The organism is Agrobacterium rubi TR3 = NBRC 13261 (genome assembly GCF_000739935.1).
GTDB lineage: Bacteria > Pseudomonadota > Alphaproteobacteria > Rhizobiales > Rhizobiaceae > Agrobacterium > Agrobacterium rubi.
On the sequence record NZ_BBJU01000028.1, the window covers coordinates 14,126 to 25,544 of the forward strand.

Annotated in this window: 10 protein-coding genes and 2 pseudogenes; 3 read left to right on the forward strand and 9 right to left on the reverse strand. The window is 55.5% G+C overall.

The window, feature by feature from the left end:
- The first annotated feature begins 4 nt into the window (after positions 1-4).
- Both RRU01S_RS21155 and RRU01S_RS26850 read left to right on the forward strand, forming a co-directional pair.
- A complete protein-coding gene (locus RRU01S_RS21155; protein WP_045232213.1) occupies positions 5-616 on the forward strand; it encodes a TetR/AcrR family transcriptional regulator in 612 nt (203 codons plus the stop codon).
- A gap of 338 nt (positions 617-954) precedes the next feature.
- A pseudogene (locus RRU01S_RS26850) lies at positions 955-1,065 on the forward strand (nucleotidyltransferase family protein); the annotation flags it as partial.
- Here RRU01S_RS26850 and RRU01S_RS25985 read toward each other — a convergent pair.
- The 9 genes and pseudogenes from RRU01S_RS25985 to RRU01S_RS21205 all read right to left on the reverse strand — a co-directional run.
- Positions 1,059-1,304, reverse strand: a pseudogene (locus tag RRU01S_RS25985) (ABC transporter substrate-binding protein); the annotation flags it as partial. The pseudogenes RRU01S_RS26850 and RRU01S_RS25985 sit on opposite strands and share 7 nt — an antisense overlap.
- A gap of 90 nt (positions 1,305-1,394) precedes the next feature.
- Positions 1,395-2,333: an ABC transporter substrate-binding protein gene (locus RRU01S_RS21165; protein WP_045232215.1), complete on the reverse strand. Its 939-nt coding sequence runs from the start codon at positions 2,331-2,333 to the stop codon at positions 1,395-1,397.
- Between the two features lie 24 nt (positions 2,334-2,357).
- Positions 2,358-4,163, reverse strand: coding sequence for an amino acid ABC transporter permease/ATP-binding protein (locus RRU01S_RS26715; protein ID WP_081880154.1), 1,806 nt, complete (start codon positions 4,161-4,163; stop codon positions 2,358-2,360).
- Between the two features lie 23 nt (positions 4,164-4,186).
- Positions 4,187-4,732: a GNAT family N-acetyltransferase gene (locus RRU01S_RS21180; protein ID WP_045232216.1), complete on the reverse strand. Its 546-nt coding sequence runs from the start codon at positions 4,730-4,732 to the stop codon at positions 4,187-4,189.
- Between the two features lie 22 nt (positions 4,733-4,754).
- Complete coding sequence (locus RRU01S_RS21185) at positions 4,755-5,942, reverse strand: M20 aminoacylase family protein (RefSeq protein WP_045232217.1); 1,188 nt, start codon at positions 5,940-5,942, stop codon at positions 4,755-4,757.
- A 58-nt stretch (positions 5,943-6,000) separates the two neighbouring features.
- A complete protein-coding gene (locus RRU01S_RS21190) occupies positions 6,001-7,341 on the reverse strand; it encodes an LLM class flavin-dependent oxidoreductase (RefSeq protein WP_045232218.1) in 1,341 nt (446 codons plus the stop codon).
- Positions 7,342-7,362: 21 nt separating this feature from the next.
- On the reverse strand, positions 7,363-8,364 hold the full coding sequence (locus RRU01S_RS21195; protein ID WP_045232307.1) for an MsnO8 family LLM class oxidoreductase: 1,002 nt from the start codon (positions 8,362-8,364) through the stop codon (positions 7,363-7,365).
- Positions 8,365-8,466: 102 nt separating this feature from the next.
- Entirely contained in the window at positions 8,467-9,498 is a 1,032-nt protein-coding gene (locus RRU01S_RS21200) for an LLM class flavin-dependent oxidoreductase (protein ID WP_045232219.1), read from the reverse strand.
- Between the two features lie 44 nt (positions 9,499-9,542).
- Positions 9,543-10,124, reverse strand: a complete 582-nt coding sequence (locus RRU01S_RS21205) for an alpha/beta hydrolase (protein WP_045232220.1) — start codon at positions 10,122-10,124, stop codon at positions 9,543-9,545.
- Positions 10,125-10,579: 455 nt separating this feature from the next.
- Here RRU01S_RS21205 and RRU01S_RS21210 point away from each other — a divergent pair, with 455 nt between their 5' ends.
- Positions 10,580-11,410, forward strand: coding sequence for a MetQ/NlpA family lipoprotein (locus tag RRU01S_RS21210; protein WP_045232221.1), 831 nt, complete (start codon positions 10,580-10,582; stop codon positions 11,408-11,410).
- Positions 11,411-11,419 lie beyond the last annotated feature (9 nt).

The following is an 11,419-nucleotide window of genomic DNA, read 5'->3' on the forward strand; positions in this document are numbered from 1 at the left end:
TCCCATGAAATCCGAGAAATCTGGCCTTCTGTCCGAACAGAAAATCCCACCTCGGGACCGCATCGTCTCGACAGCCTGTCAGCTGTTTCGTGAACATGGGATACGCGGAGTAGGTGTTGATGCGATCGCAGAAGCAGCCTCTACCAACAAGATGACGCTATACCGACATTTTGGCTCCAAGGACGATCTGGTATGCGAGGCCCTCAGGCATAGCTCTCAGGCACTCGACAAGGCCTGGGAATATCTCGAGGCAGAGAACCCAGGCGATCCCAAGGCCCAGCTTGCGGCCTGGGTGAAAGCACGCGCACAATGTCTAGCGAGCGAGCCTTATGGATGCGATCTGGCAAATGCTGCCGTGGAGTTGAAAGAGCAAGAACATCCCGCGCACGCGATCATAGAAACTTTGAAGATGCAACAGCACTCCCGCCTTGCCGATCTCTGTCGTTCAACCGGTATCAACGATCCAGACCTCTTGGCTGATACCCTCGCAATGCTGTTGGAGGGAGCGCGCGTCAGCAAACTTGCAACTGGCAACGAAGGGCCCTCGATGCGCTTTACCCGAGCGTGCGAAGCGACGATGGCATCGTTTGGCCTAGGGCCGACTGCTTGTCCATGATGCCAAAGCACGCAGGACGTGGTTCCAACAAGGCAAAGATCAAGTTCAGTGCATCCACCATAAAATATTCGCTGAACGAGATCGTGCCACAACCGTCATGGGTCGTGATCAGACTTTTACACCGAACGCCTTGATGGGATCAGAACATAGGTCCGGAAACCTATCTCCCTTTATCGCTTTTCAAAGTCGCACCGCACACGCTGACAACCTCGCAACGAAGCCTAAACGCACCAGTGTTCAATACTTGAACTGAAATCGAAGGGGTCTAGCATCGCTCCATTGACATCCGGGAACATAGTTACAATCTTTTTCCAAATTAATTATAACTGGATCAGGCGATGAAACAGATTGACCTCGTGTACCGAACGGCGTTCGCTGAGCTCGCGCAAAGGACGTTCGATGCTCAGTTTCAGGCAGACTTTCCACTCGAAGGTCGGTTTGTTTCCGTTGCATAGGTGGCGAGCGGCGGTCCCCCGGCTGACACGGCGACTGTGAATTTTCCGGACGTTACGAATTTGAAGTCTTTCGGAATGGCCGCGATGGCATAGGCATCTTTTTCAACACGGATACGGCCCGGTTGTTCGGGCGACAAATCAAAGACATCACTGGCAGCACATGCCATGCTCGCGCTGAGTGACACCAAAGCCAGACTGGCGAGAACCGAACGAAAACCCAATGTTGATGTCATGACGATACTTTCGTTTGAAAAACGTTGGACAGAGGGTGGCGCGGGCGGGAGGATGCCTGCGCCACCGGCTGAGTGAGGCTGCCTCTCAACTCAGCTTTTCGGCAGACCGGGTGGGTTGGTGCGTGATTCCGTGATCGCTTCGGAGGCCAGATTCCAGCGGGCAAGAACCTTGGTGTAATTGCCGTTCTTGATCTGCGCGTTCAGCGCGGCTGTCACGGCCACGTCTATGCCCGAGCCTTTTTTCGTTGCGACCGCGATTTCAGCCGATTCCGGCCAACCACCGGAGAATGTTCCGACAAGTTTGGTTTTCTTGATTGTCGCGGCCTGATAGGCAGATGTGGCATTGGGACCGAGATACACGTCTGCACGGCCGGACTGCAAGGCAAGGTCAAGCACAGCCTGATCATCGTAATATTGCACGTCGGTGGTCGCCAGGCCCTTGGCCTTGTTCTGCTCGATCCACTTCAACAGAATCTGTTCCTGATTGGTAGCGGCGCTGACGATGACCTTCAGCCCTGCGATTTCCTCTGGCTTGGTAATGCTGGTCACCTTGCTGTCAGCCGCGACGTAAAAGCCAAGCAGATCGTTGCGATAGCTGGAAAAATCGAATTTCTCCTTGCGCGCCTCGGTGACCGTGACATTGGAAATGACGGCATCGTACTTTCCAGATACCAGACCCAGTGGCCAATCGGCCCAGGCAACAGGTACCAGTTCGAGCTGAAGGCCGAGGCTATCGGCGACAAGCTGGGCAATATCCGGCTCACTACCAACAGGCGTCTTTGCGTCATTGGCATAATCGCCAAGTGGCAGCCGAGACGGATTGGTCGCAACAGTCAGCTTGCCCGCAGTGACAAACTTGAAATCGGCTGGAATGAGTTTTGCGGCCTCTTCCACCTTCTCGACGCGCACGCGACCTTTCTGCTCTGGCGAGAGGTCGATTTCCTGGGCATGCGCCGCTTGCCCAAAGGAAAGAAACGCGGTGATCAACCCGCCAGTGATGGTGGAAAGCAATATCGATTTAGAAATCATTGAATGTTTCCTCTTGTTTGAATTTTATAGGACTTTTGCGAGAAACTCGGCTGTGCGGGGATGGTCTGGTTTGCTCAAAACCTTCTCCGGTGTTCCGGTTTCCAGTATCCTGCCCTGCTCCATGAAGACGACCGTGTCGGCGACTTCGCGGGCAAAGCCGATTTCGTGGGTGACAATGATGAGGGTGACGCCGGACCGGGCGAGTTCCTTGATGACATCGAGCACTTCGTTGACGAGTTCAGGATCGAGCGCCGATGTGGGTTCATCGAATAGAAGAACCTTGGGCCGCAAGGCGAGCGCACGGGCAATGGCGACGCGCTGCTGCTGACCACCGGAGAGTTGGCGAGGGTAAGCACCCGCTTTTTCCGCCAGGCCGACACGGGCCAGCAGGTCACGTGCTTCCGCTTCCGCCTGAGTTTTGGAAATGCCTCGCACCGTCACAGGTGCTTCGATGATGTTTTCCAGAACAGTCAGATGCGGAAAGAGATTGAAACTCTGGAACACCATGCCGACTTCGACGCGGCGCTTGAGGATATCCTTTTCTTTCAGCTCGTAGAGCGTATCGCCCTTCTGGTGATAACCGACCAGTTCGCCATCAACAGCGATGAAACCATCATCCACGCGCTCCAGATGATTGATCGATCGCAGCAGGGTAGACTTGCCAGAGCCGGATTGGCCGAGAATGGCAGTGACGCTGCCTGCGGGAACCGTGAGGGTGACGTCCTTCAGCACCTTGAGAGAACCGAAGGATTTTGACACGCCATGGATGGTGACGTTGCCGCCTCTGTTTCCAAGCTGGAAGCTGCCTGAGCGAACAGCGACCGGCTGCTTCGATGTATCCGTAGTTGCATCGAGCTTCTCGTTGGCTTCAGGCACAGCTGAGCGCGGCCAAACGGTACGATACAGCGTGCCGAAAAAGGATGGCGGCGGATTGCGCAGCGCGCCGCGAGAGAAATGTCGCTCGATGTGATGCTGGATAACAGAGAGAACGGTCAGGATGATGAGATACCAGACTGTTGCCACCATCAGCAGCGGAATGACTTCCAGATTGCGGCGATAGATGATCTGGATCGTGTAGAACAGCTCCGGCAGGGCAAGGATATAGACCTGTGACGTGCCCTTGGCCATCAGGATGATCTCATTGAAACCATTGGGTAAAATGGTGCGCATGGCCTGTGGCAGAATGATCTTCGAAAACTGTCTGCTACGCGGCAGGCCGAGCGATGCTGCCGCTTCCAACTGACCCTGTTCGACGGACAGAATACCGCCACGCACGATCTCGGAGGAAAATGCACCCGCATTCAAGGTGAGACCGATAACCGCCGCCGCAAACGGCGTCATCAGTTGGGTGGTGTTCCAGCTGAAGAAATTGATGCCCGTGTAAGGCACGCCAATCGTGATGGTTTCATAGAGATAACCGAGATTGTTGAGGATCAGCAGCAGAACGATCAGCGGGATGGACCTGAATATCCAAATATAGGTCCACGAAATCGCGACCAGCAGCGGTGAACCGGACACGCGTGCCAGTGCCAGAACCGTTCCGAGAACGAAGCCGAGGAAAGCGCCAAGAACTGTCAGAAGCAGCGTTCTACCAAGGCCGACCAGCACGGGTTCGGCAAAGAACCACTCTGCGAACACATCCCAGCCCCAGCGGGGATTGCCGAATACGGAATTCAGAACTGCGGCGATGATGACGACGGATGCGATCGTGCCAAAGGTGCGCAGCGGATAACGGGCGGGAACGATGCGAAAGTGTGAATAATCGCCCTTGATTGGCGCTACCTTTCGTTCGTTCACTGCCACGTGCGGAAAATCGGACGCGATGGTCATGAGGCGAGCCTTTCAGAGCTGATCTATGCGTGATGACTCACGGCACGGGGTGTCGTCGCGGTGTCAAAGGACGATGCCGTTGGCGCAACGAAGAGCCACTTTTCGAAGGGCAAGGATTTGATGGTTTGCGGGTCCGCCGTCGTGTCGAACAGCGCCCTGTAACCGTTGGAGAGATAGAGGCCCACGGCCTCCGGTTGGCGGAAACCGGTGGTCAGATAAATCCGGGCATATCCCTGCCGAATGGCCTGACGTTCAAGCTCGACCAACACCTTTTTCGCTAGCCCCTGACGGCGATGGGCGGAATGTGTCCAGACGCGTTTGAACTCCGCCGTATCGTCATCGTGGCGCATGAAGGCACCGCCGCCAATGGCTTTTCCATCCCGTAAAAGAAGCAGAAAATTGCCATAGGGCGGGCTGAAGGCTTCCGGCGGATACTTGCTGAGTTCTGCCTTGGCGCCTTCCGCATTGAAAAACGTGCCGTAGCGGCTGTCATATTCGAACAACAATTCGTCCAGCAGCGGCTGTGCGAGCGGATCGAGAACAGATGTATAGAGAAAACTGTCGCTCATGATTTTGCTTCCGGTGTTGAGATCAGGAAAGGTAGGCTTCCGCCAGTCGGACCCAGTAACGGGCCGCTGGTGCGATGATGGCGTCGTTGAAATCGTAATGCGGGCTGTGCAGTGAGGCGCTGTCGCCATTGCCGACGAAAAGATAGGAACCGGGCCTCTCCTGAAGCATGAAGGCGAAGTCTTCACTGGCGGTGCGCGGCTGAAAGTCTTCGGCGATCTGCGACGCGGGGAAATGCCGCTTTGCTACGGCACGCGCGAACGTCGTCTGTGAGACATGGTTCAGGACCGGAGGGAAACCGCGGTGGAAATCCACATCCGCCGTCGCACCAAAACTTTCGGCCTGAGCTTTTGCCAGCGCTTTCAGGCTGCGTTCCAAAGTCTCGCGGACTGTTTCAGAAAAGGCCCGCGCCGTGATTTGCAACTCGACGCTCTCAGGAATGACGTTCGACGCCGTACCGCCGTGAATGGACCCGACCGTTAAAACCGCCATCTGGCGCGGGTCGACATTGCGTGACACGATGCTCTGCAAGGCCGTGATAAACCCGGCGGATGCCAGCACCGGATCGACGGTTTCATGGGGTTCCGCACCATGGCCACCCTTACCGACGATGCGGATTGTAGCCTTGTCGACGGAGGCCATGGCTGGCCCCTCAACGAAGCCGAATTGACCCGTGGGAACCCCTGGCCAGTTGTGAAGGCCGAAGACCGCATCCACCGGAAACCGCTCGAAAAGCCGGTCGGCTATCATGGCTCTGGCACCAGCGCCGATTTCCTCGGCGGGCTGGAAAATCAGGGTCAACGTGCCGGAGAAATTCGATTGTTCCGCCAGATATCGAGCAGCGGCCAGCAGGATCGTGGTGTGGCCATCGTGCCCGCAGGCATGCATCACACCCTGATTTTCGCTGGCATAGGCAAGGCCGGTTTCTTCCACGATTGGCAGCGCGTCGATATCTGCCCGTATGCCGATGCGTTTGTCGCCAGTGCCGCGCCTCAGCGTCGCGACGACACCATAGCCACCCACACCTTCCGTGACCTCGTAACCGTAAGAGAGAAGGTAACGGGCCACGACACTGGAGGTCCGCTTTTCCTTGCGCGACAATTCAGGGTGGCGGTGCAGGTCACGACGGATCGCGACACTCTCCTCCTGAAAGGCAAGGATTCCCCGCTCGGCGTCGTCACTGGGACGCGCGCCGTCAATGTGGATATTCATGATCGTTATCTCCTGCGCGGCCTTAACCTGCCGCGCATCCTTAAAAATTGCTCAGCGACTAGGCTATGGCTTTGTCCAGATTCGTTGACTCGCCAGAATAAACGCTTTGGCGGAACGGCAAACCGAGATGATCGCGAAGTGTGGAGCCTTCAAGCTGCGGATCGAAATAGCCACGCTGTTGCAGAACCGGGATGACCAGACGGATGAAGTCATCCAGCCCTTCGGCAATCACGGAAAAGCCCAGAATGAAGCCATCGGCAGCATCGTTTTCTACCCAGCGAATAATCTCGTCTGCGACCTTTTCGGGCGTACCGATAAAGCCTTCCCGTGGCGTTGCCGCCTCAAGGGCTGCTTCCCGCAGGGTCTGGTTCTTGTCCTTCGCCCGCTGCTTGATACGGTCCGTGGTCGAGCGGAAGCTGTTCTTGCCGATATCGCCGAGTTCTGGAAAAGGTGCATCCAAATCATAGACGCTGAAATCGTGATGATCGAAGAAGCGTCCGAGATAGGCCAGCGCATCATCAATGGTGATGAGGTTGCGGATGATGTCGTATTTCTGTTCGGCTTCGTCTTGTGTTGCGGCGACGATGGGGCCGATGCCGGGGAATATCTTCACATCGGAGGCGGAGCGTCCCTGAGCGACCGCGCTTTGTTTTACCCGCTTCAGGAACGTATGGTTTTCTTCCAGAGACGCGGAATTGGTGAAAACCGCGTCCGCATGTTTTCCTGCAAGACCAATACCCGCTTCGGAAGAGCCAGCCTGGAAGATGACTGGCTGCCCCTGTGCTGAGCGCTGAATATTCAACGGCCCTTCTACAGAGAAGAAGCGGCCCTTGTGACCGAGTGTATGCAATTTCGCCTTATCGAAGAACTGGCCTGTTTCACGGTTGCGAGTGAAAGCGTCGTCATCCCAGCTGTCCCAGAGACCTTTGATAACCTCGAGATATTCGTCCGCTATCTCGTAGCGAAGCGCGTGTTCGGGATGGTTGCGGCTGTAATTCTTGGCCGTCCCCTCCAGCGGCGTCGTGACAGCGTTCCACCCCGCTCTGCCACCGCTGATCAAATCGAGGGAGGCAAACTGCCGCGCCACCGTGAAGGGGTCGCTGTAGGAGGTGGAGACCGTACCGGCAAGACCGATTTTCGTGGTAACCGCGGCAAGTGCCGAGAGTATCGTCAGGGGCTCGAAACGATTGAGAAAATGCGGGATGGATTTGTCATTGATGTAAAGCCCGTCCGCCACGAAAGCGAAGGAAATACCCGCAGCTTCCGCCTTCAGAGCATTGTCTTTGAAGAACTGGAAATTGACGCTGGCGTCGACCGGGCTCTTGGGATGGCGCCATGCATTCATATGGCCACCGGGACCTTGCAGCATGATACCGAAACGTATTTGTTTTTTGGTCATGTTCCTGTCTCCTGACATCCGTTACGCGGCAGCCGAAAGGCGGTGCGTTGCCAGCAATTCGATTGACGCAAGCCGTTGATCCGCACCGACATGCGGAGGCTCGATGATGAATTCCTCAATGCCGTAATCACTTGCGAGGCGGTGAAGCTGTGTGTGGATATCTGTTGCCGTGCCATGCAGCACGTTGGGTTTGCGTTCCTCTATGCGATAATCCGTATCGCCGGATTGCCGGGCAAATTCCTCCGCTTGCTCACGCCGTCCCAGATTGAACGCCTTGCCATTGCTGAGAAACACCCGGAAAATTCGCTGATTGGCCACCTGCGCCGCAGCCTGCGCAGGATCATTTGCCGCAAGTGCCGACAATGCCAGAATGGCGGATCTTCCGCCGCTTTCCGCACGGAAAATCTCAAGGCTCGTGCGCAGGACGTCCGGATCGCCATTCAGGTGACCGGCAAAGACAAAATTCCAACCTTTTGATGCCGCCAGCTTTGCGCTTTCAGGACTTGCACCCAGCAGAAATCTTTCCGCAGCCACAGGCGGCACAGGTGTCGCAGCAAGGCCTGCCTGTGCGCTTCCTTCAGCAACCGGACCGGACAGATGCCCATCGAGTTCCGCAAATGCCGTTTCGAAATCCGGCTTGCGTGCAGGGTCGTAGGCTTGCTGCAATGCAGATGTTGCGAGCGGCAGACCACCCGGCGTCTTTCCCACTCCAATATCCACCCGCCCAGGGGCAAGGGACGACAGGACGTTGAAGACTTCCGCTACCTTATAGGGACTATAGTGTTGGAGCATGACCCCACCCGAACCCACTCTGATGCGAGAGGTTTTCGCCAGAATCCATGCGACAAGTGCTTCCGGCGCCGATCCTGCTAGTTCCGGCGAGTTATGATGCTCAGCCACCCAGAACCGGCGATACCCCAACTCTTCCGCGCGTTTTGCGAGATTAAGCGTATCGCGAAAAGCGTTTGTAGCGTTCTCCTCGGTGGAGATGGGGCTCTTATCCAGAAGGCTGAGAGAGTACATCGTGACCTCGTCCATTTGCTGATGACCGATTAGTCTACCGATTTACTAAACTAATAAAGGATGTTCGTTCTACGTTTGCGTGTGAACGGAAAAAATATTGTCTTACGATGGAAGCGCTTTAACAACGCTCTTTGTCGTCTGTTGTGTGGCAGGAAATGCGGCGCTGGCAAAGTCGTCAATGATCTGGCGATAGTCTTCCGCCTGAAATTCATAAGGGAGTTCCAGCCGCAACTCGGAGACGAGCGGCAAGACGGGATCACGCGAGAGTGTTTCGAAAATCTCTTCCGTGGTACCGACGATATCTGGCAGAAACAACGTTCGGCGGTCCCCGTGTGGCACACCGGTGCGCTTGTCGCGTTGAGCTGCGAACTCCCTGTAACGGCGGCGCGTTTGCGGGTCTGCGCTATCGGTTGGCAAAATCACGCGGCCAAGTGCGACCCGCGGCTCACGCTCATGTACCCATTCATTACGAAAACGAGTGATGAGTGCTGCCTGTGCGGTCATGAAATCGTCGGTGTTTTCGCCGCTGACGATGTTTCCGGTCAGAAGATTAAAACCCGCCTGCCCGGCCCAGCGCGCTGAACTCTGCGAACCGCCACCATACCACAGGCGATCGGTCAGCCCTTTTGCAAACGGCCGCAGCCGCGGGACCTGCGCGCCGGCCGCATTGCCAGCGTCCGTTCGCACTGAGAGGGGAGCAGACCGCAAGGCCGCCGCCAGTTTTTCCGCCCGATTATGGGTATAATCCGTCTCCGGCGCAGAATCGGTGTAGGCCGAAATCAACTGCGCGAAGGGTGGCGCACCAACGGATACGCCGACATTCAATCGTCCATGGGAAAGCACATCGACCGTTGCAAGATCTTCCGCCAGGCGGAACGGGTTTTCGTAACCGAGTTGAATGACAGCCGTACCGAGCCCAATTCTTTTCGTGCGTTGCGATGCAGCGGCGAGAAACGTAGCTGCGGAAGAAATACCCCGCTCGAGATGTCGTTGCCGAACGGAGGCCGTGTGATAACCCAGCCTTTCGCCCTGCTCAAAAAGCTGCAATGTGTCCTCCATCCCACGGGCTGGGTCATCATCATCGTAATTCCCTGGAATAAGGAACGAAAACTGACGAATATGGGAGAGAGGCATAATGAGTCTCCAGAATGAATTCCCGTCATCAAGAAACGGATGTCTTATGCAAAGGCTCGATTGTCGGTTACACGGCTTACTTGATTGGGCAAACCCGCCCCTTTGAGACGATCCATGAGATCGTAACCCTGCGACCAGCGACCAAACCCGCTTGCAACGTTGATATGCCCGACTGAACCGAGATTAATGTGGGTGCTGCCCCATAGGGAGCTGGCCGACTCCAATTCTTCGGTCGTCATGTAGGGATCGTTGTCGCTGCCGATGACGACGCTTGGAAACGGGAGCGGCTCGATCGGAGCCGCACCGAAACTTACGATGCATGGATGCAACGCCTCTACCCGTTCAAGCTGGGCAGGAGCAACGAGAAGAGCACCTCTAATCTTGGCGGCGAGTGGTCGTCCGGCCATATTGGCAACGAGAATGCAGCCGAGACTGTGAGCGACGACATAGGCATGATCCGTTTTTGCCAAAGCCCGCTCAAAAGACTCCAACCAGTCTTCAAGAACAGGGCATTGCCAATTCTTCTGATCAACGAGCCCAGCGCCGGAGTCATCCTGCAACCAGTAGTGTTGCCAGTGGTCACTCCCGGACCCGTTGAGACCGGGTACAATCAAGGTGGTACACATGCCTTCTCCGTGGACCAATCCGCCAAAATCTCAAATGAAGCTGATCACGACATCCGCAGTTCAAAGTCATGAGAAGCCGATAATAACGTTGCCAGCACGCTCAAGCACTGACGCCAGAATGCTCAATTTTGGCAAACAGGTCCACGTCTGTGTTTTTCTACTCCTTATTCAGATTAGAAAATCCTGCGCATATTATGAAAATCGATAAAACTTTTGTTCTCTTCACAGGAACTGGAAGCGTCAGTCTAGGAAAACATTGCGCCGCCTTCGATTTATCTGCACTCGAGATATAATCGACTAAAGAAGTAGATTATTTTAAGCCTGTGAGACGACGCGGAAACCTTTTTCTCTTCCGCACTGCAAAATAAACGACGCTGCGTCGTTTTGAGTAACCGTCTCTGACATTCTCCAAAAGGTGAGAAGCAATTGCTTCGAAAGCTTAAGGGGCGACAACAATGAAAAAGATTCTTGGAAACACCATCTCCTTCACCCGCCGCGCTGGCTTGACGGCACTGCTTGCAGTTGCAGCCGCTGGCGTGACCGGCGTTGCGGCAGGCCATGCAGCCGACAAGGCGATCAAGGTCGGCATTATCAGCGGGGAAGACGAAGACGTCTGGCGCGAGGTCACCAAGCAGGCAGCAAAAAGCGGTCTCAAGATCGAAACCGTCATCTTCAATGACTATACACAGCCAAATGAAGCGCTGGAACGCGGCGAGATCGACGCCAACGCCTTCCAGCACAAGCCATACCTCGACAATCAGGTAAAGCAGCATGGCTACAAGATCGTACCAGTTGGCTACACTGGTGTATGGCCCATCGGGCTTTACTCCAAGACGCACAAAACCGTGGCTGATCTGAAGGAAGGGGCGCAAGTTGGCGTGCCGAACGATCCGTCCAATGAGGGCCGTGCACTTCGCCTTCTTCAGAATGAGGGCCTGATCAAGCTGAAAGATGGCACCGGCATCCTGGCAACTTTGGCGGATGTTACTGAAAACCCGAAGAAGCTGAAAATCAAGGAGCTCGACGCGGGTATTGTCGGTCGTTCCATTGATGATTTGGATGCAGCTGTCGTCAACACGGACTGGGCTTTGAAGGCCGGTCTTGGCCCAGATAACCGCATTGCGCAGGAACCTATTGCAGATAACCCATATCGCAACTTCATTGCCGTCAAGCAGGCTGACGAAAGCCAGCCTTGGGTGAAGCAACTGGTCGCAGCCTATCAGAACGATGCCGTAAAGGCCGTGTTCGAAAAGGTTTATCGCGGAACAGGCTTGAGCGCTTACTAATAGCTGAAA

Bases quoted from the DNA above. Each gene is read 5' to 3' on its own strand.
- RRU01S_RS21155 (WP_045232213.1), top strand. From the start codon at position 5: ATGAAATCCGAGAAATCTGGCCTTCTGTCCGAACAGAAAATCCCACCT.
- RRU01S_RS21165 (WP_045232215.1), bottom strand. From the start codon at position 2,333: ATGATTTCTAAATCGATATTGCTTTCCACCATCACTGGCGGGTTGATC.
- RRU01S_RS26715 (WP_081880154.1), bottom strand. From the start codon at position 4,163: ATGACCATCGCGTCCGATTTTCCGCACGTGGCAGTGAACGAACGAAAG.
- RRU01S_RS21180 (WP_045232216.1), bottom strand. From the start codon at position 4,732: ATGAGCGACAGTTTTCTCTATACATCTGTTCTCGATCCGCTCGCACAG.
- RRU01S_RS21185 (WP_045232217.1), bottom strand. From the start codon at position 5,942: ATGAATATCCACATTGACGGCGCGCGTCCCAGTGACGACGCCGAGCGG.
- RRU01S_RS21190 (WP_045232218.1), bottom strand. From the start codon at position 7,341: ATGACCAAAAAACAAATACGTTTCGGTATCATGCTGCAAGGTCCCGGT.
- RRU01S_RS21195 (WP_045232307.1), bottom strand. From the start codon at position 8,364: ATGTACTCTCTCAGCCTTCTGGATAAGAGCCCCATCTCCACCGAGGAG.
- RRU01S_RS21200 (WP_045232219.1), bottom strand. From the start codon at position 9,498: ATGCCTCTCTCCCATATTCGTCAGTTTTCGTTCCTTATTCCAGGGAAT.
- RRU01S_RS21205 (WP_045232220.1), bottom strand. From the start codon at position 10,124: ATGTGTACCACCTTGATTGTACCCGGTCTCAACGGGTCCGGGAGTGAC.
- RRU01S_RS21210 (WP_045232221.1), top strand. From the start codon at position 10,580: ATGAAAAAGATTCTTGGAAACACCATCTCCTTCACCCGCCGCGCTGGC.